We start from the raw sequence: 22934 nt of genomic DNA, 5'->3' as shown, positions 1-22934 counted from the left end.
ATTGGGGGTTGGCCATGTCGCAATTGTACATTAAATTTGGCGATAGATTACAAGCTGACAGAGAAAATTACCTCGGAGGCTGAAAAGGCAAAACTAAAATCCTGACACAGTTCAGCGTACACTCCCACTCATTTCAGAAAGTACTATTTATTTGTGTTCTTTCTTTTAGTTGTTCTAATTATAAATCAGATATTAAAATCACTGAAAGTACGATAAATAAACTTTCTTTAGTATCTGATGGGGTTTCTGCTATATATAGTGCCTCTCCTATTTATGTCCTTCTCACAAACAATCAAATCGCTATAACAACAAATTCAAATATGTTTATAGTTTTCAAAAAAAACTATAAACATAAATTCGAATCCTTCAAAGATTTTTTACGAGATGCACTACTACAAAAAATATCTTTCACCCTCAAGGAAGTTAAAGTTAATCCCTATGTTGATTCTTTTGCAATAAACAAAATAGTAGAAAAAAAATATAACTCTGTAGACTTTAAGGAGTTTAAAAAGTCATATTGTCATGATAACTTAAATACCCTTTGTTTGGATAGGAAAAAAACAAATCCAAATGAACTTGAAAGTGTTTTATATTTTTTATTTATCAATAATTACCAAATCAGAAATGATGACGTAGTAGGGACAATTTGCTTTACAGATTGGTAAGAAGTATAATACAATTCCACCCAAAGTATTGTAGAGGGTCGATACACAGCTACTGACCAAATTACCCTATTGCCTGGCGTTGAAGCCACCGCAAAAGATGTGTTCCTAGCTAAAATTGGCTCAGTTAATAATTAGCAATGACAACGCAGCTTAACCGACCTTTTTGGATACCACTGTAATATACTGAGAATATGAATCACTTTTTGGGCAAGTGGGTGCCGTATGGGGCTTAGCCCACGATGTGAGCCGTCGACAAGTCTACGCGGCGGCTTTGGCTAAACGGCACGTTGGTTTTGGCCCAGGGGATAGTGGAGCCATTTACCGCAGTAGCATTCAGTCGCCGCTGCACACCCAATTGTTGTATGATTTTGACCGTCAAGGCATTGCTACTCGTCCAAAAGGATTACAGCGAGAGGTCGCTACAGTATTGGGTAAATCGGCCAAAGATGCCGCCATGTACAATCTCATCGGTCAAATAAGCCCATAGCTTGCCCCAAACTATGATTTGGGGCAAAAAACGGTACCGCGTCTCCGACGCACAACAGACAATTTAAGGATAGTTAGAATCTCTTTTTAGCACACAAAACAGCTTGGGATTTTTTCCGTCTAAATCAGTTTTGTAGAGTTGCCACGTATTTGGGTTGATTTCTTCTAAATGAAATTGATTAGTGGGCTTGACCAATTCTTTTTTTACCCAACGCGGAAAAGCATTGGCGGCGCGGGCGTTTTCCCAAGTACGGATAGCTTTGAAAATAGCGTATTTCTGAGGACAACTTTCCACGTCTTTTTGGTTGAGTTGTAAACTATAAGTACTCCCTATACCTACCGAAATAGCCTGAATGTGTTCGTACTGAGGGACTGTCGAAGAGGCTTTGATCGGAAAATTGCTTCCCATACCCACAGGAAAAAAGTTAGAATAAGTAACATCTCTGAGATCTTTTCCTTGGCTTGTGGTACTTCCCCATTCTCTGGTTTCGACATCGTATAGGTTTTTGCCACCACCTACATTCCAAATACTCTGATAATGCCACGAACCCTCCGAAAGGGTAGAACCCGTAAACCGAATATAAGGCACGCCGAGGGTTTTGGCTCGCTCAAACATTTGACGAAAAAAACGCTTCACCGAATAATACCCATGACCGCTGTTAAACAAAAACTCTTGTCCGTCGAAATCATAATAAGCCAAGCCATTGAGGTGGCATACATCGGCGTAGTACTGAGCAATTTTGTCCTGCAATTGAATATTGGGAATCAAGCCATCATAGCCGTAGTTGATGGTGACTTGGAGCTTATAAATTGTATCGCCAGCCGAATGACTTGTGGGTGCGGTGTTCCAGTAGCCACGTTTTACGTTGAGCAATCGATACGGGGCTGTTTTCGAAACTCCTAGATAATGAATGAGTTCTTTTCCGATTTTTATCATATTGAGATTGGTACAATGCCCTTCCCAGCTTGCGATTTCTTCCAAATATTGCGGGTCATTGACCTGAATGATGGTGTCGTTGGGGGCGATATTGTTTGTCAACAATCGTTTTTGCTGATAACATAGACTATCGCTCGGAAACGGACTGGCATCTTTGGTGCCTGGCGCCAACGATGTAGTGATGGGTGTTCGGCCAATGATAAGGCCGTATCGGGCGGCCAACTCAGAAAATTCTTTGTGAGATTTGTTGCCAGCCGTCATTTTGAGGGGCTTTTTCTCAAAGTTTCTTCCGTCAATATAGCCCGCATTGTTGCGGTCGGGTCTGATAAAACCTTGGTCATACAAACTGATTGCCTTAAAACCCAACTGATGTGTATAAGGTACAATGCTATCGTAGAGCCCTCCGCTCGTGAGGACATCGGGTACAAAAGCGGCGGGATCTTTGACCCATTTGCCATTGAAAGTAGGATAAGGGAGTCCTTCGGTCAGCACAATATTTTGAATCACATCCAAAAGGGCAGTGCTATCTGGACTTCCCCAAAGCGCTATCGAAGAGCCGATATAATCAATGCCGGGCAAGGGCTGCACTTCTTGATGATTGGGGCTATTGACAGCCATATGGGGTATCAATGAAAAATAGACCTCCCTTTTAGGGGCGCGGTCGCGAGACGAATAAGCCAGCGAAATACGACCTTGGTCATCCACAAAAGCGGCATTTCCGTACAAAATCCGATAATATGGCTCTTTGTGGGCGTAAAAAGCGACATCATTGATACCGTCGCCTCCGATAGGAAACACTTGTCCTTCGCGCAGATGCGCCGGAAGGGGAAAACGCTGTTTGTCGGGACTGTGAATAATATACTGAAAAGGTGCGGCATCGGCCACAGTTTCAGAGGTGCCACCTAGCGTATTGTCATTAAGAGCGAGCATTCCAATAGCATAGTTGATAGCTTCGCTCGTGTCGCGTGCTACGCCGATGATTTCACCAAAAAGATTAGTGATATTGGTATGATAGCTTCCCCATTCAATGGCATCAACACCATTGCGCGGGCTTAATGACACCAATGTCAACTTCAAATATTTGGGCTGGGGTATCAATGAAACCGTCGCCACCGAACCGTTGGGGTAGCTAAGGTTAAATGTCTTTTTGAGCTTGTTGTAAGTAGCTTTTTGAGGTTGATAATATTGATTTTTTTTGCTGTCATAAAGAGAAAGGAGAGGGGAAGGCTTGGTGGCGGGACTAAATTCCCGATGTGGCTTCACCGTAATGTTTTTCATGCTCGTAATCCAGCCTTTGGAATTGACATGAATCTTGAAATAATGACTACTAAAATCATACTGAGTGTAAGCAGTGGTGGTCAATATCAAGTAAAATCCTAAAAAAAAGGCAAAGCGTAAAGACATAACTAAATGTGTAAATTGCGGCGGAGAATTGATTGAAAATGACTTGACTCTTTTTTACTTGCAAAATTCAACCTCCCTCACCCTCACGGTACGCCGTCGCGTCCTTTCTAGAGAGGGCTTTGAATTCCCTTCTTCTGGAAGGACAGGGCCGCCTGAGCGGAAGGGTTAGGGATGAGGTTAAAATTCAAAGTACAAGTAAAATTATAAAGTACCATTGACTGTGATGGTTTTTGTTCAAAAACAGTATTTGAAATCTTAATAACTAAAAAAATCCATTATTCAATGAGAAGTGCTTCGTCAGGGCTTACTGACAGTGTAATATTTCCAGCTTTTACGGCTAAAGTTTTGGTAGATTTCAAACCTTCAATCGTAATGGTAGAAACTTTGACTTGTCGCTTTTGACGAAGCGAAAGAGGCAATTTACAAGTACGATTTTGATAACCTTTTTTACTATAGGCAATGACCGACGGGGTTTTACGCCAGAGTGCAGGCACAAATACATCCTCATTTTCGGCCAGAATCATTTCTTTACTCTGCAATCTGAATTGATCACTGAGACGACTACTTACGGTTTGGTTTGAAAAATGCACCGATTTTTCCTGCTTATTTGATACTATGTATTGGCGATCAAGTCGGTTGAGATAGTACCAAATGAGCGTTTTATTACAAAACTGCTCCATAAAACCCCTAAGCTGTTCAGGGGATTTTTTGATAACATCTTCGCCGTGCATACTTGAGCCAAAGAGCCGCCCCCATTCGTTGTTGTCTTGGCCACCACAATAATAACTAGCGGGCCATTTGAGATATTTGTCTAAGCCACTAAACCACCAAGCCATAGGTTGATAGCCTTCAAAAGTAGAAGCTCTCAGAAAATCCACCCCCTCGCAAGTGACATCGATACCTTTCGAAGCCCAATATTGATAGATTTTACGCTGTGCATTGGCTTCATCGGCTATGGTATTGCCCAAATAAGGGCTCGTAGGAGTGGGCGCAACATCGATGATGGTTTTTCCGTCTACGGTTTTCGGGACAGGCGGCCATGTATGAAAAGCGTCAATATGCACTGTTTTGGCATTGCTTAATGGAAGGAGTTGGCAGAGTTGATCAATGCGTTTTTGGGCAAAACCTGTTTCCCATTCGCGCGCATAACTAATCGGATAGCCCCATTCACAGGTCCGTAGCGAGCCGTCGACGTTGCGAGCGATAATATTGTTTTGAACGTAAGTTTCCCATAAAGGACTGTCTTCATAGGCGTCAAACATATTGATGTGTACGCTCACGGTAGTGTGGTATTTCTGGGCTTCTTTCATGAGCCAAATCATACTTTCTAAGGCTGTTTTATCTTCGGGGCGTTTGAGGCGTTCGTTTACTTCAAACCAAGCGGGATACTTAGAATCATGGCCGTTGTATTGCCAGCCTACGAGGTAGATAATTTTGGGAATACCTAGGCTGAGATTATCTATTTTTTTGATGATTTCCAATGCTTGTGCAAAGTTGACAAAGACTTCGCTTTGGTCGTTGTCTTTGCGTTTCAACTTCCCGTCAAATGACGCCTGCGCCATCAACAATTTCATCGTCAATGTTTGATGATAGGCGTGTTGGGGCTTGATAATAGGGGTTAAGTAAGCGGGATAGCGAATCTGAATAGTATCGGGCGACTGAGCGCGGAGAAAAGTTACTGATAAAATAATACCTAGCAATGAGAAGAAAACCGTATTTGAACAAAAACGGAGAAGAGATTTGGGCATGATAAAAAGGTTTAGGAGTATAATGTGGAATTTTAGATTGTAAAAAAAGTAGAAAATAAAATCAACTAAAAATTTGCTTTGTCTTATTTTGATTCTACATTTGTAGAATCAAATCTAAAAATGTAGAAGATGCAGCTTTCAAAAACGGAAGAACAACTCATGGAGCTGATTTGGCAGCAAGACGGGATATTTATGAAAGACCTTCTAGAGGCTCATCCCGAGCCCAAACCTGCCCCTACTACTTTGGCGACTTTGCTCAAGCGGATGCAAGAAAAAGGATTTGTGGGGTACAAAGTTTTTGGGAATTCGCGCCAATATCATGCCTTGGTTTCTAAAGAAGATTACTTTTCAAAACACATGAGAGGCATCATTAAAAACTTCTTTGGTAATTCGGTGGCGCAATTTGCATCGTTTTTTACCAATGCAACCGATTTGACAGCCGACGAACTAGAAGAGCTCAAAGGAATCATTGAAGAACAAATCAAAAATAAACAGTCATGATGCTCTATCTTTTCAAATTTGTGGCCTGCTCGGCCTTGCTGCTACTGCTGTATCGGGTGGTATTAGAAAAAGAAAAAATGCTGAGATTCAATCGGTTTTATCTGATTTTTAGTCTGGTGTTTTCTGCGTTAGTACCACTTTTTTCTTTTGAAATAACAATGAGTAATGCGGAGCGAATCACGACGGTGATTGAGCGAACACAAAACGTTTATCCTATACGTGAAGAAATTCCTGCGCCTGGTGCAGCAACTATAACGGCTCAGGAAAAGATAGAAATCAAACACCTCATTTGGGGTATTTATGGCTTGGTTTCGTTGGGATTGTTGTTGCGTTTTACCAAAAATATAGGAGCACTCTGGTATCAGATTCGCTCGCATAGCACAGTCAAAAAAGAGCAACTACACTTTGTGTTGGTGTCGCAGCCTACTGTTCCGTATAGTTTTGGGCGGTATGTGTTTGTGAATCAAGACGATTTTGAAAAGAATAAAATTGAGCCAGAGATTTTGCTGCACGAGCAGGCTCATATACAGCAACGACATTCTTGGGATGTAGTATTTATGGAGCTGCTTTTGGTAGTAGCATGGTGGAATCCAGTTTTGTGGATATATCGAAAAGCAATGACGCTCAATCATGAATTTTTGGCGGATGATTGGGTCATTCATCAAATCCAAAGTGTAAGCAGCTATCAGTATTTATTATTAAATAAAGTATGTCAAAGTAATGGCATCGTACTGACAAGTTCATTCAATTATCTTATCACCAAAAAACGTTTGAAAATGATGCACAAAATCACTTCTTTACCCAAAAAATATGCAATCCAAGGAGCAGTAGTTTTACTTTGTACGTCGTTGATAGCGGTGTTTGGCGAAGTGAGTTTTGCGCAACAAACACCTCCTAGCACCCTAAAATCTCCCAAATCAGAAGCAAGTGCTACCGAAGAAGGAGTGTCGGCTGAGTTGGTAAAAGAGTATCAGCAGCTGATGAATAAGTATATTAAAAAAGGAGTAGGTAAAGACGGCAAAGAATGGAGCACAATTCACCAACCCACTGAGACCGACCGCGCTCGGATGGAGGTGATTTTCAGAGCTATGAGCAAAGAGCAGCAGTTGCAGCAAGAATTGGCCATGAATCCTCCTTTAAAGCCTTTTGCGCGGATTACACCTACAGAAAAAGAATTTGAATCGTACAAAAATCCCCAAGTATATGGGGTGTGGATTGACGATAAGAAAGTACCTAATTCGGCCTTAAACAACTACAAAGCCTCAGATTTTTCGCAGGTATTTATCAGTAAACTCTACAAAAATGCCCAAGCCACGATTGGCTATAAATACAAGTATCAACTGGATTTGATGACCACGGCTCATTATGAAAAACACCGCGCTGAATGGTTGGCCGACAAACGTTATCGCCTTGGGCCTAATTTTGAGAAATTTAGAAAAGAAAATGAGGCGAAGAAAAAATAATAATAGATAAGTAAATAGCGTGAAAACAAAAAATCCTCTACACAAGTGAGAGGATTTTTTGTGTTAGAATAGGTATTTCCGTAACTTTAAGAACTACTATTAGCGGTCGTTATGGAAGGAATACCTAAAAAATCAGATTTTGAGTGGGCGCTGTTTTTTTCAATTTGGGGCTTTGTACTCATTGCTCTTCCTGCCCTTTATATGAGTATCGCAAGTGCTCGTGATAAGAAACAAATTATTGAAAATCAATCATTTGCGGTGGCTACGATAGATGCTATTGAAGAAAAACGCCTTTCTCGTACCTACACCCCTTATTTGAGATTTCATTATCATTATTCCTACAAAAATCAGCTTATCAAAGACCATGTTGATTACAAATATCAACGCTATTTTGTAAATTTTACCCCAAGCAAATGGAGGTTGGTTGAGCACAAACAATTTCCCGTGATTCTTTCTTCAAAAGATGTTTCTACCCATAAAGTTTTGATTTTTTGGTCAGATTTTGCCAAATACAATCTCCCTTTTCCAGATTCCTTGAAGTGGAGCGAAAAAGTTTTTTATAATAAATGACTTCTCTCTATCTATCTGTATTGTTTCTGGCTTTATTATTTTTGCCGAAAACATACAAATGAATGAAACGAGGACGGAAAAGTAAAGGTAGTACCTTTGGGCAAACGTGGTGGGGACAACAATGGATCAATATACTGGAGGGGCTCGATGAAAGCGGGCGATTGGCCAGAGGTCGAACCTATGCCAACAATGGCTCAGTCCAAAGCATCGCATTTGAGGGAAACAAAATCGCGGCGCGGGTAAAAGGTACCAGCCCTCGGCCTTACAAGATTTCGTTCAATATCGACCCGCTTTCACCGTCTGACAAAGCCCGATTGTTGAATTTAATCACTGAGAACCCGCTGTATTTGACGCAATTACTGAATCGTCAACTGCCTACAGAATTATTCAACGACTGCCAACGTCAAGGAATTTCTCTGTTTCCAAGTTCATGGGAAGCCTTTCACTCCGACTGCTCTTGTCCTGATTGGGGCGATCCTTGTAAGCACCGCGCGGCGGTATTGTACTTGGTCGCCAACGAAATCGACAAAAACCCTTTTCTGATTTTTGAACTCCGTGATTTCGATTTATTCAAAAACCTCGAAACATTGGGCTTTGCATCATCTGACCAAAAAGACGTAGAAACGCTCGACGTAGCCGATATTCGTCAGCCGTTTGAAGGCTCGGAAGAAACCGTTTTTCAGCCAAACGAAGCCCTATATACCCCGCTGGATTTTTCGACGCTTCCTGATATTTCGGATAATTTACTGTCGCTATTGAGCGATAAGCCGTTGTTTTATCGAACGGGAAATTTTAAGCAGATTTTACAAAAATTTTACATTCATACTGCCAAAAAAGCGCGCGAACTTGCCGTTTCTGAAGAACCCCAAGAACAAGAATATGACAAAGATTTGGACGCAGTAGAAAGCGGCGAAATCATCATGGACGAAGCGCTGGGCTTTTTGCAGGCCAATTTCAGAGATACCCGCGAGCGCATTGTTTTTCAATTTGATGAGCTTCCCAAGTTTGTCGATTGGATTCATCATTTGCCTTCGTCGCAGTTGTCACAGCTTTCTCCTACCCTCAAAGGGCTTTATTTTTTGAATCGTTTGTCGCTCAAACTCCTTGAACGAGGTGCGATTATTCCTCAATTGCTACGCGCCAAACTCAAACGAGAATACCATTTAATACGCTGGATACCAGCCACAATCAACGAACAAGTAGCTGCTCTATCGGCTCACGTACGGGCAGTATTGCCTCCCGAAATTCTCTATTATAAAATTGGGAAACGGGACATTTTCATTCCTACTGAAACGGATTTTATGAATGCCTTATCTTCGCTCATTTTGACCGAACGCATACGGCAATTTAACGACCATTACGACTATAAAGCCACCGACACCGACGACCTTTTTTTCAGAAACTCAATGGTTTTCTTCGGGGGTTTTGAGTCCCGCGAAATCCCGAGTAACATTCAGTTGTGGCTCAATAAATTTTTCATTGCCCAACGCGATTATGTGCCAATGGTACAAGTGGAAGAACTGGAAGAGGGTTTTAAGGTTAATCTTTTTGTGGAACATAAAAAGTCTGAACTCAACATTCCGATTCCACTCCAAACCTTCATGGCCGACCGAAACTATGCCCCCGTACGCATGGGCGTAATGCGCGACTTGTCGATGATGGCGGAGCATTTTCCGCAACTTAATCAACTGATTGCCAGCCATGGTGCGAAACCTTTACAATTCGATTCGGAGGTGTTTGCCGATATTCTTCTAAAAATTTTGCCAACGATTCGACTGTTTGGTATCAAAATTCAGTTGCCGAAATCGCTCCAGAAACTGCTCCGTCCGCAGCTGACCATGACGCTCGACAGCGAGGAAGACGGCAAAGTTGCGGCTTCGTCGATTATCAGTTTGGAAAATATGCTCAAGTTCCGCTGGGAAGTAGCCGTGGGCGACGAACACATTGATACCCAAAGCTTTGTATGGATGATTGAGAACTACCGAGGATTAGTGAAAATCAAAGACCAGTACGCGTATTTTGACGAAAAAGAAATCAAAACCCTGCTCGAAAAGCTCAAAAATCCGCCTTCGCTGGATAGCAATGAACTGTTACAAACGGCTCTTACTGAAGAATTTAACGGTACGGGCGTGACCCTCACCAAATCGGCGCAAAAGTGGATGAAATCGTTGTTGAAAAACGAAACCGTTGCACTTCCCGACCGCCTTGCCGCCAACTTACGCCCCTACCAACAGCGCGGCTACGAATGGCTTTACAAAAATGCGCGTTTGGGAATGGGTAGCCTCATTGCCGACGACATGGGGTTGGGAAAAACCCTGCAAGTCATCACTACCCTCCTGAAAATGAAGCAAGAAGGGGCTTTCAAAAAATTGAAAGGGTTGGTCGTGGTGCCAACGACTTTGCTCACCAACTGGTCGAAGGAAATCAGCAAATTTGCCCCCGAACTTCGTCTGCACCTGTATCACGGTTCGGGACGAAGCTTGGTTCCACTCAAAGATGCCGATATTTTGCTTACCACCTACGGCGTGGTTCGCAGTGAGGAAGAGGGTTTGAGCAAATTAAAGTGGGCGGTGATGGTGATTGACGAGGCGCAAAACATCAAAAACCCCAATACTGCCCAAACCAAGGCCGTCAAAAAAATGAAATCGGGCATCAAAATCGCCATGAGTGGTACGCCCGTCGAAAACCGCATGGCCGAATACTGGTCGATTTTTGATTTCGCCAACAAAGGCTACCTCGGTAATCTGAAAAAGTTTGTGAGTGATTACGCCATTCCGATTGAGATTGACCGCGACCAACACGCCTTAGATAAGTTTAAGCGCGTGACTGAGCCGTTTATTTTACGACGGGTAAAAACGGACAAAAAAATCATCCAAGATTTGCCCGACAAAATTGAAATCGACCAAGCTTGTACCCTCACGGGCGAGCAAGCGGCTTTGTATCAAAGTGTAGTGGACCAAGCGTTGCGGGGCATTGAAGGTCAAAAAGATGGGTTCAAACGTAGTGGGTTGATTTTTAAAATGATGACTGCCCTCAAACAAATTTGTAACCACCCCACCCACTACCTAAAAAAAGGCGGCGCTCAACCTGAAGCATCGGGGAAAACGCAATTGCTGTTGGATTTGATTCGTCAAATCCTCGAAAATGGCGAAAAGACGCTCCTATTTACCCAATACGAAGAAATGGGGACGTTGTTACAAACGATGTTTCAGGAGCAAATGCAATTGGAAGTACCTTTCCTTCACGGAGGTATCAGTCGTAAAAACCGCGATGAAATGGTGGATGACTTTCAGCACAATCGCTCGACCCGTATTTTGATTTTGTCGCTCAAAGCGGGAGGAACAGGGCTCAATTTAACGGCGGCCAACAACGTGATTCATTACGATTTGTGGTGGAATCCCGCCGTGGAAGCCCAAGCCACCGACCGCGCTTTTCGGATTGGTCAGACCAAAAACGTATTGGTACACCGATTTATCACGCAAGGTAGTTTTGAAGAAAAAATCAACAAACTCATTCAAAACAAACGCGAACTCGCCAACCTCACCGTCACCGACGGCGAAACATGGTTGGGCGATTTGTCTAACAATGATTTGCGGGAGTTGGTGAGATTGGGGTAAAACTTCATTCCCTTCCAAGGTTTTGAACCTTGGAAGGGGTTACTTTATAAACTTTTAAAGTCCTAAGAATCCCAAGACATTGAAAGTTTCATTTGTTAAAGTTTTTTGGAGATGGATGAGCCACCTTTAAAGGTAGCGACGAACGAAGACAGCGTTTGTATCGTTTGATAATCAGCCGAGATTTGGATGAATTAGAAAAGGAATTTGTAATTTTAGGAGTCAGTAGCGAAGGAAAATCAGAACCGTTTCAATCAAATCGTTTGTATGACTATTTTGTTATCTTAAAAAGATAAGCGATGAAAACTAAGACAAAAAAAGCCCCCGCAACACGCACAACAGGTCATCAAATAGTAGAAGAAAAAGTGCGAGATTTGAATGAATTCTTAAAAAAAGTAGATATGAATCAGTGGCAGGAAACCATTGAAAAAGCACGTGTCAATATGAAATAAATTGCATCTTTGTTTAGAAATCGAATTCAGGCATTTTAATAACTACCACTATGGCAGCAGTATTGGACAAAAATATCGTTAAGCAAGCCCTTCGTGAGTTGATTCAAGAAGAACCCGAATTGTTTAAAAAGATGCTATTGGAAACAGCAATGGAAGAAGTAAAAACTTCGCAAGATGCTGATTTTGAAGCATTAATTCGTAAGGATTTTAACCGTTACGAAGAGACGTTTAAGGCACTTGCTTAATGATTTATCTCACTAAACAACAGATTATTCGGTTAAATATAGCAACCATTGAAGTGCACAGAGGCAACTTTATGCCTCCTAATAACTTTAAGCTATTGTTGGTGTTTTCACCAACAAACTACCGCCCAAATTGTTAGTAAAAACATCAAAAACGGTAATAAAATACCAAAAACGGCAAAAAAATTACATATAATTAAACTTAGCATATGGGTACTTCTGCATCAGGAATAATAATTAAATGTGACTCGACAAAATTTAGTATTGAAGAAGTAAGTAGATACTTTTTTGGTGATGGAGAAAAAACTGACTGTTCTGATGATACCAGAAAGAGGAATTACATAACATTTACTAAGTATAAAGACGAGTTTCACATTAGTAATTCTGATTTTACCAATCTTTTTTTTGAGCAAAATCCTATTGCGCTTCAAAAACTTAATACTTTCTTCAATACGCCAGTACTTGCCTTTGCTTTTAATTGGTTTGAATCAGGAGGCACTTTTGGTTATGCCATTATCCAAAATGGTATTGTTAGACGAATATATCGTACATTGTCATATGTTAAGTTTGAATCTTTTGGTGAACCTATCAAACAAGAGGTAGAATGGCTTTGTGGCGATTCCTTTATAAATATACTTAAAGATGAAGAGTATTATCCGCCCGACTATCCCTTAACACGCAAGACATATATCAATATTTCTACAAATGAAAAAGCAGATGATTATTATTTACCTGAGCTACTTTTGCCAAGCGTTATGCAAGAGTATTTAGGCTATGATGTTTATACCAGTAATATAGAACTAGAACTTATAGAATCTGGTGCATATCGTATTGCTCCCTGGAATAATTGGGGTAATGATATATACAAAGCAAAATATTGGGATGAGTGGGAATAATCCTCGTTTCTTGCTATTGTTGGTGTTTTTACCAACAATAGCAAGAAAATGATATGGCATTTTAATAACTACCACTATGACAGCTGTATTGGACAAAAGTATCGTTAAGCAAGCCCTTCGTGAGTTGATTCAAGAAGAACCCGAATTGTTTAAAAAAATGCTAATAGAAACATTTGTTGAAGAAGTAAAAACTTCGCAAGATGCTGATTTTGAAGCATTAATTCGTAAGGATTTTAACCGTTACGAAGAGACGTTTAAGGCACTTGCTTAATGATTTACCTCACAAAACAACAGATTATTCGGTTAAATATAGCAACCATTGAAGTGCACAGAGGAAACTTTATGCCTTCCAGTAATTTTTTACACGAAGAAAATTTAGACTAGTTGTTGGGGGCCGTTCAAGCAGAAATGTTCGGAGAACCACTGTACCCAGCTATTTCTGACAAAGCTGCTGTATATTGCTACAATATTATCTGCAACCACATCTTTACCGATGGGAATAAACGAACGGGATTAGCGGCTGCTTTGATTTTCTTGAATCTCAATCATTACGAATTAAGACTTGAAGTCACAAACGCAATTTTGACAGATTTTATCCTAAAAGTGGCTTCTGGTCAGTCAAATCTGGAAGAATGTAAGGTATGGTTTAAGGAAAACTCGATAAAAGCTTAACAGCAACCCTTCCAAGGTTTTAAGCCTAAAACCACATTGAAACCTAAAAAAACGTTGGCAAGGTTCAAAACCTTGCCAACGTTCAGGTTAAACGCATTAAGATATTGTGTTGAGACTGTAAACGATTGATTATAAAGGGTACTGATAATAAAAGCCGCTCCCAATGATGAGAGTGACAAGAGAAAGTTATAGACAATTACTTAGGGCATTAACGCGTGGTAGCTAACTGAGGGTTGTTTAAATTTTAAAAAGGTAGTAAAAGCATTGGTGGGGTTTTTGTCTGTTGAATAATATTACCTTTTGTCTGCCAATCAGTGAATTAGTTCAGCCATGAAATAAGATCCGTTTTAAATCTCCCAATAGTTAAGTAAATTATCCACCACTTGAGTCAGTGTTTTAGGTTGATTACTACTCAACACCCGCTTGCAGATTATTTTCATTTACGTTAAGAGAAAGCCAATTTTCTGGTAACTTCCTAGGCCATTTTGATTGTGACATTCTGCCTGTCATTTTCAAGAGAATTTATTTTTATGACCGAGCTGCTCAAAAGATTATTCATAATATCATCATCGCCTATGTCAATGTATTCCGAACTCGCCACCTGCCCCGGCTAAATGGAGAATAAACCTGCAGTGCCGGGTCAATAGCCCGGACACTATTCAAACAGATTTAGTAAATAATCAGCAAAATTATTGCCCTGCCCCTACCTGGCTCAATGCCTGACCGGCGTGAGGATTTGGTTCTGCAATCAACTCGTCGAGTACTTTATTGAATTTCTTTACATAGTTTTTATAATACTTACCCGTGATGTCACCGGTATAGCCTGTATATATCTCCCGTATTTTGCCGCTACGGTCGAAGATAATGGTAGTTGGAAAAGCCGCCATGCGGTTTAATCCCTGAAATTTTTCGGTGGCGATTTTCTTATCGGCCAACCCGCCGAATAGTATATCGTATTCGATTTTATAGAATTCTTTCAGTTTACCTAATGTGTATTTAGCGTATTCCAGGTCATCTTTTTGTTCGAATCCCACCGCAATGGCTTCTACTCCACGGTGCTTATTTTGGCTGAACCACGGCGCCAGAAAGCGTGTTTGGTCGGTGCAATTCGGACACCACGTTCCGATGATTTCAACAATGACCACTTTGCCTTTGTATTTATCATCGTTGATGGAAACAGGCTTGCCTTCCAAATCTGGAAACGTAAAATTAATTCGGTCGTAGCCTTCTTTCAGGAATGTAAGTTTATAAGGATCAGGCAATTCAATATTTTTCTCTTTACTTCCTTCGTACTTTTGAGAAAAATAGATTCCGATATTGTATTCACCTTCCACGATGGTTTTCTTATTATCACCGAGCTTGCCCTGAATTAAATATGGACTTGGCCCTGAAAATCCCGAAAGATAAAACTCATCGCCAACTACGTTGCCTTCCAGTTCACGGGTATCTCCTACAACGGTCATCAAGACACCCGTCAGTTTATTTCCTTTCTGCTCCAGTAATGCTACGGAATTGGCAGCGTTAGGATCTTTGCTGATGATTTTGATGTTCCATTTTCCTGATATATTACCTGCCGGTTTCAGGGCATGATCCTCTTTCACAAAACGATGCGTTTTTCCGAATTCAGCTACAAAAGGTAATCGGTTTCCATTAAAACGGGGGTTAGGCACCAAACTCTTATACACTCCTCTGAAGGTACCGTCTTCGTGAATTTTTCCCACAAGAGCGGCATCGTAGGTATTCATTTTTACAAAGATGCTGTCCCCTTCAATCACCTTTACTTTAAAATGATCTCGGCGGGTACCGTTAATTAGTGAAAAAGTAGCATTCTCTTCATTAGTACCCTTCACTTCAAAATTGAAAGGCAACACTTTTTCATTTAACTTAAACTCACCTCGCCATTTTCCTTCTTTCAGGAACGTGGGCTGCTCGCCGGCAAATGCCGAAGCGGTCAGGGTAAGCGCTAGCAGAGAAGCCCTGCCAATGGATTTGAGCGGATTGTTGTTCATTGTTTGCTAGAATTAATGGTTTAACTATTTTTATTAGTAATGGCTTCAGTCTGCTTCAATACACGTAGAGCCTATCTTATAAGAATTTTGTCATAATATTTGCTGATTCAGGTCAGTGGCCGGTTATTTTTTTGATTGATTTTTGGAATATGTTGATGTTCCGTTTTTGGCAAATCGGTCGTCCGTTAAAGCGTATAAAAAAGCCTCAATATCTGCCATTTCAGATTCGGTAAGGCCCAAAGGAGTACTCAGTGAAAGATCGCGATTCAGGCCGTTCTTAACGAGACTATCGGGCCGGTTATAGTAATTAATTACTTCTCTCAGCGTTTTGAAAGAACCATCATGCATGTAAGGAGCCGTTAGGGCTACATTTCTCAATCCAGGGACTTTGAAATGTCCGATGTGGGTGCTGTCTCGGGTAATGTTAAATCGACCGGTATCCCGGAATCTTTTTCCATCATACAGTCCGATATTTTTGAATCGGTCGGCCGTAAAATCTTCCCCCGAATGACAATTGGCACAGTTAGCTTTCCCCACAAATAAGATACGCCCTCGAATTGCCTCTGGCGACATGGCCGTTTCATTGCCATTAAGATAACGGTCATAGGGGGTATTTGCTGTTTCGAGCGTTCGTTCGTAAGCCGCCAATGCTTCCGCTAGTGTTCGTTCGGTTGGTTTTGATTTGAATACCTTTTTAAATGCTTTGGTATAATCTGGGTCAGCATTTAGTCTGGTCACGGCCTCCGTGATTGGCAAATTCATTTCATTGGCCGCCGCAATTGGCTGTAAGGCCTGCTCTTCCAGCGTCCCGGCACGGCCATCCCAAAATAGCTGCAATCTTCCCGCTAAATTCATTGCTGAAGGGGTATTTCGAGTAGTTGGAATCCCATTCACTCCCTGACTGAATTGTGATGTATCGGCAAACGCAAATTCGGGACGATGACAGGAGGCACAACTAAGCGTTCTTTTGGAGGATAAAATCGGATCAAAAAACAATTTTTCGCCCAATTCCACCTTTGTTTCCGGTTCTTTTTCGGCAGTTTTTTGCTGAAACCCCATCAGAAATAACGCTAGGGTGGCAATTCCCAAAAAGTATTTCTCCATACTCAATTAATAAAGTGGAAGGTCTTTTGGAATGGTATGCAAACACCTTTTTTGTCATTGCAGAGCTGTCCTCGAATTATCCCTGTGACATCATAATTGATCTCGTCAATTCTAACTTTGGACCTGAATTCGGCTTTTTGCGTAAAATAGGTTATCTGCGTTCCCCATGTTTTATCCACTTTTTTCAGGGGAGAAACCGCGCTGATCGCTTTGGTAACCGCAAATGAACCGTTTTCAGCAAATTCAAATTCTGTTGGCTGGGGTCCAATATCTGCCTTAAAATCAGAAGAATACAGTGACCAGCCCTTTTCGATAGTCGCCAGAAAAATAATTTCTACTTCTTCTCCCTGATTGAATTGTTCATTGGCAAACTTAAATTGCCACTTGGTCACGTTATTGACATCCACGTCCTGCTGTGCTTGTGCAAACCAACAGGTTGAACACAGCAACAGTAGTGTAGCCAGCACTCGCATAGGGTTAGACGAATGACCAAACTCTTTGGTAATGAGGATTGCTTTTGCAAACAAGGTTTCTTTTTTCATAAAAATTTATATTAAATCTATAAATTAAATATATTTATTTGTTCTATAAAACAACTTTATTAAATCCTCCGGAAACAACTGTTTTCCTGAAAACTAAAAAGGATCTATCCCGCTCAAAAACGGTAAGTACTAAGCATCTGTGAAATTGAACTCAGATTTATCCTATGACTTAGGTTGGAGCACCTTGCCGGTGGTTGGCAGGTTGCCGGAAGTTCTCAGAGCCTACTCTCTCCCTTCACTCATTATAAATCTTTAATTTACTCAGGTAGTGGTGGCTATCTACCGGAATGTACATCAGGGAAAAAGCCTCTTTTCTCTAGCGATTTAATTCCTGGTACAAAGTAATGATGAAAAAATATAATCTACCAAACTTTTTCTTACTTTTTTTTAAAAATCTAATAAACTACGTTTTTTACTTAGTCTATTGATTATTAGACTACTATACTACCACTGTCAAACCCGTAAAATGATTGTTGCATCTCTTTCCTTTCTTTTTAACTTAAAAGTAGCTTTTTTGATACTATGCATATTTAAAATATAATATAAAGAAGGTGTGTCAGTAAAAATCAAATAAGAATACTCATCCTATAGTCTAATTTATATCCTGAAAATATAGCTGTTTTAGGGAGATTATATTAAAAAAATTAAATTATTTGTTTGGTATTTCCGAAAGGACTCTCTAACATTGCAGCGTTAATTATTCCTATTCTGGTCAAATAATTCAGTCAGTCTTGTAATCCACCGACAAGGCTTCAAAAAATCAATTACACCGAATCCGACAGTGATTTATTTTCTTTAAGTTTCACCCTTAAATAAAATCAATTTTCTCTGACCTGCTCTTCCTGCTAGGAAGTAAAAGTCAGTTTTTAATTAAAAAATACAAAATATATAGATTAAGAATTTTTTGTTGTTAATAAAACCGGTTTGGCGGCAACCAAACCGGTAGAGTTAAACCAAATAAAAAGGTCATTGGCAAATGATTATACCAATCACTTCGGATGATTGGCAAGTACTTTATTTTTAATTTAACCAGTACAAAGTAATGAAAAAAAATCTATTACTCTTAGGACTTTTTGCCCTAATTCCATTCTTGCTGCAGGCACAAGCCACTATCAACGCAACAGTCAAAGGTAAAATTGTTGATCAGAAGACCCAAGAACCTTTAATTGGAGCGTCCGTGCTCATCAAAGGAACGACTAACGGAGGAATCACAGACGTCAATGGCGCATTTTTATTAAATACAGGACAGAAGCTACCTTTTACTGTTGTTGTGAGTTTTATCGGCTATTATTCTAAAGAAGTTGTGGTCAACAATAGTGATGTCACTATTGAACTTTCTCAGAATGAAAAAGACCTAAACGAAGTCATTGTAGTGGGCTATACACAGACACGCAGAGACGCACAAACCAGTGCTGTCACCACCATCAACTCACAAGATGTTTCAAAGGCCTCCTACACAAGCATTACCGAAAAATTACAAGGGCAAGTACCTGGACTTTTAATCTCAAGTAATTCAGGTGTGCCAGGTACCTCGGTTTTGGTGCGTCTTCGTGGGGCCACATCAATCACGGCTGGAAATGATCCATTGTACATCATTGATGGCGTTTTTATCAATAATGAAAATCTGCAAGGATTGTCAAGAGGGCTAGGAGGACAAACACCAAACCCACTCTCTGACCTCAACCCCGAAGATATAGAATCGGTTTCAGTCTTAAAAGACGCTAATGCAACCGCTATCTACGGAGCCCGAGGTGCAAATGGTGTGATACTAATTACGACAAAACGCGGCAGCCGAAATTCGAAAACAAAAATCAATTTTTCAGCCGATTATGGGGTTGGTAAAGCCACTAATTTGTGGGAATTAGTTACAGGACCCGAGCACGCAACGATGGTTAATTTGGTACACATTAATGATGGAAAAACGTTTGAAACTCGTCCATTTAGGCCCGTCAATGAAGTCATTGCAGGTTTTCCAGCTTTTGGAAATCCAGAAGATCAAAAAACCTACGACCGACTAAGTGATGTTTTTAGAATTGCTCATTCTCAACGCTACAATTTATCATTGTCAGGTGGTGACGAAAAAACCAATTTTTACTTGGGCGCCGAATATCAAAAACAAGAATCGACGCTCAAACTTCAAGATTTTGGGAGATTTGCTTTTCGGATAAATTTGGACCATTCACTCAGCAAACGTTTCAAAATCGGTACTTCAAATAATTTGTCCAGCGTTCCACGGCGCCTCGTAAGGGTAGGTGATGGCCCGGCCGGTTTGTTCCAAGCTGCTTTGCATACCCCTACGTTTTATCCTATTTATAACGAAGATGGAAGCTTCTCCAAACCGACTGTTTTTGATAATCATATCGCCATTCTTGAAAACTCAGATACGCACTCCAATAGCCTACGAAGCATTAATAATTTGTATGCAACTTATTACATCTTACCCAATCTTTCATTTAAAACTTCCTTGAGTAGTGATTATAACTTATATCACGAAAAAGCATACTACAACACCAACTTGGTGTATGGGCAACCAGCGGGCGAATCTAATGATGTAAGTACTACCAAACAATCGTTAATCGCAGAACAGTTACTCAACTACTCTTTCTCCAGTAAAAAAAGTGATTTTAGTTTTTTTCTTGGAAACACGGTTCAATTCACAAGTACCGAAAGACAGACATTGACTGGAACAGGTTTTCCAAGCAATCAGTTTAAGAGAATTACCTCTGCGGCCGTCCAGACCGCCTCTTCTACAGGTTCTGATTATGGCTTGGTGTCATTCTTTGCGGGGTCTAACTATACTTTTGACAATCGGTACGTGATTGACGCCAACTTCCGCGCCGATGCCTCCTCGCGCTTTGGTGCCGATAATCGTTGGGGGTATTTTCCTTCTATTGGACTGGGATGGAATATTAGTAATGAGCGTTTCTTTCCCCAAAATGACGTCATCAATAACCTGCGCCTAAAGACCAGCTACGGATTAACTGGAAACCAAGACATTGATGATTTTGCGTCGAGAGGCTTGTGGGCGGGCGGGCGTAATTATGCCGACTTACCTGGGATTGCGCCGAGCCAACTGGCTAACCCGAATCTAAAATGGGAAACAACAAGCCAGTTTAACATTGGTTTATCAGGTGCACTCTTAAAAAATAAAATTTCGTTTGAATTTGATTATTACCGAAAATACACGAGTGATTTATTGATTAATGAGCCCGTTGCCTCTAAAACTGGTTTTGGCTCGGTTTATACAAATGTGGGGGAGATTAGTAATAAAGGAGTTGAGCTATTAATCACCTCCAAAAACATCAATACAAAATCGTTGAAGTGGAATACTACCTTCACCATTTCTCACAATAAAAACAGAATTGAAAAACTCAACAATCCCATTACGGGCAGTTACGGAATGTACCGCTTAGAACAGGGTTATTCTCTGTATTCGATTTGGGTCTACAACTATTTGGGGGTGAATCCAGAAACAGGTAATGCAATCTTTGAAGATGTAGATGGCGATAAACAAATCACCGCAACCGACCGCAAGATTGTGGGAAATGCGTGGCCTAATTTTGAAGGTACTTTCAAAAATACGGTGTCTTACAAAGCTTTTGACCTTAATGTAAATTTAGTCTATCGCTCTGGCAATAAGCTATTCAATTACACAGCATTCTTTTTAGAGGCGGGAGCCACTCGCGGCATTACCCGCTCTATCCAAAAGAGTTCATTAAACTATTGGAAAAAACCAGGTGATAAAGATGTATTGCCGCGACTCACTTCTTTGGTCAATGCTGATGGTAGCAGAAATTACGAAAGTAATACCAGCCGTTTATTGGAAGACGCTTCGTTTATCCGCGTCAGAGACATCACTCTAGGATATACGATTCCTGCCAGCTTATTGTCTAAAATCAAAATCACTAATGCCCGATTGTACGTTACGGCAACAAACCTGCTGACTTTTACTAAATACACAGGCCCTGACCCTGAAACAAATTCTGCGGCGGATAGTGGCAGTGGCTTAGTACAAGGACTTGATTTTAACGGCACGCCACAAACCAAATCAGTCAATTTTGGAGTCAATGTTACTTTTTAATCTTTGGAAAAATGAGAAATAATTCACTAATTTTCGCAATAATACTCTTACTATTAAGTTCCTGTGAGCTTGTATTAAACACCGAACCACAGGCGACCATCTCTGATGAAGCAGTCATTGTCGATCAAAAGTCAGCCCTAGCAGCGCTAATCGGAACTTATGATGCTTTGCAGGGGTACGTCAGCGGAAGCATAGTTTCATTGGATTTGGCGGGAGATAACGTCGTCAATTTTAATAGCCAAAATAACGTCGTTGCCAATAAAACTGCCGATAGTGGAGGCGGAAGCTTCTCAGGAATTTATACGACCATCAATCGAGCCAATTTTGTAATCAGCAAAGTCCCAACTCTCAGCGAAACGTCTATTACCAAAGCTGATAGAAACCAAATTTTAGGAGAGGCGTATTTTATTCGAGCGCTTGCGTATTTCGATTTAGCCAAAACCTTCGGGGGCGTTCCTATTGTTTTAGAACCAGCTACGGCCCCTACTTCCCATCGTGGTACCAAAAGAAGTACGCGGGCGCAAACCTACGACCAAGTTCTGTCTGACTTAAACAAAGCAGAAGAATTACTGACGACGACCCTAAATCGAAATCGTGCTAATAAATTTACCGTTTACGCACTCAAAGCTCGTTTGTACCTTTACACTGAAAAATGGGAACTCGCCGAAGAGAATGCAACAAAAGTAATTCAGAGTTCCAATTTTAGCTTGGTAAAACCTTTTTCGGCTTTTTATACGGGAAGAAATACCACTGAATCTATCCTCGAAATTGCTTTTAGTACTTCCGACCGAAGTTCTTTTTATACCAACTGGAACTCGCCAGCTCAGGGAGGGCGGCACGATTACATTCCAGCGAGGGAGTTTGTAGGGCTTATTTTAGACCCCAAACTAGGTGGTACTCGAAGCAGTCTTTTATTCAGGACTCCTCAAAACATCTATGATTTGACTCTGTACAGCAAACAAGACGGCACAAGCTCTATATTCATTCTTCGGATTGCTGAACAATACTTAATTCGAGCAGAAGCGCGGGCCAAAAAGGCAAGCCCCAATCTCGAAGGCGCTGTCGCAGACCTCAACGTAGTCAAAAACAGAGCTGAAATACCATTACTCACTTTTACAAATTCATTAAGCAAGGATAATGTCCTTTTAGCAATTGAAAATGAAAGGAGGTTTGAGTTAGGTTTTGAAGGCCATAGATTTGTTGATATCGTTCGAACTGGGAGGGCAGCCGAGGTATTTGGAGCCATCAACCCTAACTTAAAGAATCCGAATTTCTGGGTGTTTGCCATTCCCAGAACCGAAATTATTCAAGATCCTGATTTAGAGCAAAACCCAGGGTATTAGCCATTCAATTGTTTGTTTATAATTAATTTAATTTCTCATGAAAAAGAATCACATCTTATTTACACTACTCGCTTTCATTAGTAATGCGAATCAAGAGTTGGGTTTAACAGCCAACTATTTATTAACGAGATACTTATATGTAGATAGTGGGGTAAAAGTTTTCCCAGAAACATAAAAAGTAGTAAGATTGGGTTCTCACATCTAA

General features: G+C 40.8%; 19 protein-coding genes, 1 pseudogene and 1 riboswitch. Of the genes and pseudogenes, 15 read left to right on the top strand and 5 right to left on the bottom strand.

Annotation, left to right across the window (positions count from 1 at the left end):
• Nucleotides 1-320 precede the first annotated feature (320 nt).
• From P1X15_RS31670 to P1X15_RS31665, 3 genes are all read left to right on the top strand, one after another.
• Complete coding sequence (locus tag P1X15_RS31670; RefSeq protein WP_277342116.1) at nucleotides 321-665, top strand: hypothetical protein; 345 nt, start codon at nucleotides 321-323, stop codon at nucleotides 663-665.
• 27 nt (nucleotides 666-692) lie between these two features.
• Nucleotides 693-800 (top strand): hypothetical protein, encoded by a 108-nt coding sequence (locus P1X15_RS32670; protein WP_409049722.1) that lies wholly within the window; start codon nucleotides 693-695, stop codon nucleotides 798-800.
• Between the two features lie 76 nt (nucleotides 801-876).
• Entirely contained in the window at nucleotides 877-1152 is a 276-nt protein-coding gene (locus P1X15_RS31665; protein WP_277342115.1) for a hypothetical protein, read from the top strand.
• A 63-nt stretch (nucleotides 1153-1215) separates the two neighbouring features.
• On the opposite strand, the gene P1X15_RS31660 is transcribed toward P1X15_RS31665, so the two are convergent.
• Both P1X15_RS31660 and P1X15_RS31655 read right to left on the bottom strand, forming a co-directional pair.
• Nucleotides 1216-3492, bottom strand: coding sequence for a hypothetical protein (locus P1X15_RS31660; RefSeq protein WP_277342114.1), 2277 nt, complete (start codon nucleotides 3490-3492; stop codon nucleotides 1216-1218).
• A 275-nt stretch (nucleotides 3493-3767) separates the two neighbouring features.
• Nucleotides 3768-5240, bottom strand: a complete 1473-nt coding sequence (locus tag P1X15_RS31655) for an endo-alpha-N-acetylgalactosaminidase family protein (RefSeq protein ID WP_277342113.1) — start codon at nucleotides 5238-5240, stop codon at nucleotides 3768-3770.
• Nucleotides 5241-5369: 129 nt separating this feature from the next.
• Between P1X15_RS31655 and P1X15_RS31650 the strand changes: the two genes are divergently transcribed.
• The 10 genes and pseudogenes from P1X15_RS31650 (at nucleotide 5370) to P1X15_RS31610 (ending at nucleotide 13650) form a co-directional block, all read left to right on the top strand.
• Nucleotides 5370-5741 (top strand): BlaI/MecI/CopY family transcriptional regulator, encoded by a 372-nt coding sequence (locus tag P1X15_RS31650; protein ID WP_277342112.1) that lies wholly within the window; start codon nucleotides 5370-5372, stop codon nucleotides 5739-5741.
• Nucleotides 5738-7204, top strand: coding sequence for a M56 family metallopeptidase (locus P1X15_RS31645; RefSeq protein WP_277342111.1), 1467 nt, complete (start codon nucleotides 5738-5740; stop codon nucleotides 7202-7204). Before P1X15_RS31650 ends, P1X15_RS31645 begins: the two co-directional genes overlap by 4 nt.
• A 111-nt stretch (nucleotides 7205-7315) precedes the next feature.
• A complete protein-coding gene (locus tag P1X15_RS31640) occupies nucleotides 7316-7774 on the top strand; it encodes a hypothetical protein (protein WP_277342110.1) in 459 nt (152 codons plus the stop codon).
• Between the two features lie 62 nt (nucleotides 7775-7836).
• The gene (locus P1X15_RS31635; RefSeq protein ID WP_277342109.1) at nucleotides 7837-11391 is read left to right on the top strand and encodes a DEAD/DEAH box helicase; all 3555 of its coding nucleotides are present in this window, start codon (nucleotides 7837-7839) and stop codon (nucleotides 11389-11391) included.
• Nucleotides 11392-11525: 134 nt separating this feature from the next.
• Nucleotides 11526-11684, top strand: a pseudogene (locus P1X15_RS32665) (DUF6934 family protein); the annotation flags it as partial.
• Nucleotides 11685-11687: 3 nt separating this feature from the next.
• On the top strand, nucleotides 11688-11840 hold the full coding sequence (locus P1X15_RS31630) for a hypothetical protein (RefSeq protein ID WP_183978057.1): 153 nt from the start codon (nucleotides 11688-11690) through the stop codon (nucleotides 11838-11840).
• A 50-nt stretch (nucleotides 11841-11890) separates the two neighbouring features.
• Complete coding sequence (locus tag P1X15_RS31625; protein ID WP_277342108.1) at nucleotides 11891-12085, top strand: hypothetical protein; 195 nt, start codon at nucleotides 11891-11893, stop codon at nucleotides 12083-12085.
• A 206-nt stretch (nucleotides 12086-12291) separates the two neighbouring features.
• Complete coding sequence (locus tag P1X15_RS31620; protein WP_277342107.1) at nucleotides 12292-12978, top strand: hypothetical protein; 687 nt, start codon at nucleotides 12292-12294, stop codon at nucleotides 12976-12978.
• 76 nt (nucleotides 12979-13054) lie between these two features.
• Nucleotides 13055-13249: a hypothetical protein gene (locus P1X15_RS31615; protein ID WP_277342106.1), complete on the top strand. Its 195-nt coding sequence runs from the start codon at nucleotides 13055-13057 to the stop codon at nucleotides 13247-13249.
• A 137-nt stretch (nucleotides 13250-13386) separates the two neighbouring features.
• Nucleotides 13387-13650, top strand: a complete 264-nt coding sequence (locus tag P1X15_RS31610) for a type II toxin-antitoxin system death-on-curing family toxin (RefSeq protein ID WP_277342105.1) — start codon at nucleotides 13387-13389, stop codon at nucleotides 13648-13650.
• Nucleotides 13651-14339: 689 nt separating this feature from the next.
• Here the strand turns inward: P1X15_RS31610 and P1X15_RS31605 are convergent.
• From P1X15_RS31605 to P1X15_RS31595, 3 genes are all read right to left on the bottom strand, one after another.
• A complete protein-coding gene (locus tag P1X15_RS31605; protein WP_277342104.1) occupies nucleotides 14340-15659 on the bottom strand; it encodes a peroxiredoxin in 1320 nt (439 codons plus the stop codon).
• 123 nt (nucleotides 15660-15782) lie between these two features.
• The gene (locus tag P1X15_RS31600; protein WP_277342103.1) at nucleotides 15783-16763 is read right to left on the bottom strand and encodes a cytochrome-c peroxidase; all 981 of its coding nucleotides are present in this window, start codon (nucleotides 16761-16763) and stop codon (nucleotides 15783-15785) included.
• 2 nt (nucleotides 16764-16765) lie between these two features.
• The gene (locus tag P1X15_RS31595; protein ID WP_277342102.1) at nucleotides 16766-17305 is read right to left on the bottom strand and encodes a protein-disulfide reductase DsbD domain-containing protein; all 540 of its coding nucleotides are present in this window, start codon (nucleotides 17303-17305) and stop codon (nucleotides 16766-16768) included.
• 154 nt (nucleotides 17306-17459) lie between these two features.
• Nucleotides 17460-17556: riboswitch (SAM riboswitch) on the bottom strand.
• A 791-nt stretch (nucleotides 17557-18347) separates the two neighbouring features.
• On the opposite strand from P1X15_RS31595, the gene P1X15_RS31590 reads away from it, so the two are divergent.
• Nucleotides 18348-21386 carry a TonB-dependent receptor gene (locus P1X15_RS31590; RefSeq protein WP_277342101.1) on the top strand — a complete coding sequence of 1013 codons (3039 nt, stop codon included), beginning with the start codon at nucleotides 18348-18350 and terminating at the stop codon, nucleotides 21384-21386.
• An 11-nt stretch (nucleotides 21387-21397) separates the two neighbouring features.
• A complete protein-coding gene (locus P1X15_RS31585; protein WP_277342100.1) occupies nucleotides 21398-22729 on the top strand; it encodes a RagB/SusD family nutrient uptake outer membrane protein in 1332 nt (443 codons plus the stop codon).
• The last annotated feature ends 205 nt before the right edge of the window (nucleotides 22730-22934 follow it).

Source organism: Runella sp. MFBS21, from assembly GCF_029433105.1.
Lineage (GTDB): Bacteria > Bacteroidota > Bacteroidia > Cytophagales > Spirosomataceae > Runella.
The sequence above is the reverse complement of the archived record's forward strand: the minus strand, read 5'-3'. Positions and strand labels throughout refer to the sequence as shown.

Coding starts and splice junctions, on each gene's coding strand:
- P1X15_RS31670 (WP_277342116.1), top strand. CDS start 321: ATGTTTATAGTTTTCAAAAAAAACTATAAACATAAATTCGAATCCTTC.
- P1X15_RS31660 (WP_277342114.1), bottom strand. CDS start 3,492: ATGTCTTTACGCTTTGCCTTTTTTTTAGGATTTTACTTGATATTGACC.
- P1X15_RS31655 (WP_277342113.1), bottom strand. CDS start 5,240: ATGCCCAAATCTCTTCTCCGTTTTTGTTCAAATACGGTTTTCTTCTCA.
- P1X15_RS31650 (WP_277342112.1), top strand. CDS start 5,370: ATGCAGCTTTCAAAAACGGAAGAACAACTCATGGAGCTGATTTGGCAG.
- P1X15_RS31645 (WP_277342111.1), top strand. CDS start 5,738: ATGATGCTCTATCTTTTCAAATTTGTGGCCTGCTCGGCCTTGCTGCTA.
- P1X15_RS31640 (WP_277342110.1), top strand. CDS start 7,316: ATGGAAGGAATACCTAAAAAATCAGATTTTGAGTGGGCGCTGTTTTTT.
- P1X15_RS31635 (WP_277342109.1), top strand. CDS start 7,837: ATGAAACGAGGACGGAAAAGTAAAGGTAGTACCTTTGGGCAAACGTGG.
- P1X15_RS31630 (WP_183978057.1), top strand. CDS start 11,688: ATGAAAACTAAGACAAAAAAAGCCCCCGCAACACGCACAACAGGTCAT.
- P1X15_RS31625 (WP_277342108.1), top strand. CDS start 11,891: ATGGCAGCAGTATTGGACAAAAATATCGTTAAGCAAGCCCTTCGTGAG.
- P1X15_RS31620 (WP_277342107.1), top strand. CDS start 12,292: ATGGGTACTTCTGCATCAGGAATAATAATTAAATGTGACTCGACAAAA.
- P1X15_RS31615 (WP_277342106.1), top strand. CDS start 13,055: ATGACAGCTGTATTGGACAAAAGTATCGTTAAGCAAGCCCTTCGTGAG.
- P1X15_RS31610 (WP_277342105.1), top strand. CDS start 13,387: ATGTTCGGAGAACCACTGTACCCAGCTATTTCTGACAAAGCTGCTGTA.
- P1X15_RS31605 (WP_277342104.1), bottom strand. CDS start 15,659: ATGAACAACAATCCGCTCAAATCCATTGGCAGGGCTTCTCTGCTAGCG.
- P1X15_RS31600 (WP_277342103.1), bottom strand. CDS start 16,763: ATGGAGAAATACTTTTTGGGAATTGCCACCCTAGCGTTATTTCTGATG.
- P1X15_RS31595 (WP_277342102.1), bottom strand. CDS start 17,305: ATGAAAAAAGAAACCTTGTTTGCAAAAGCAATCCTCATTACCAAAGAG.
- P1X15_RS31590 (WP_277342101.1), top strand. CDS start 18,348: ATGAAAAAAAATCTATTACTCTTAGGACTTTTTGCCCTAATTCCATTC.
- P1X15_RS31585 (WP_277342100.1), top strand. CDS start 21,398: ATGAGAAATAATTCACTAATTTTCGCAATAATACTCTTACTATTAAGT.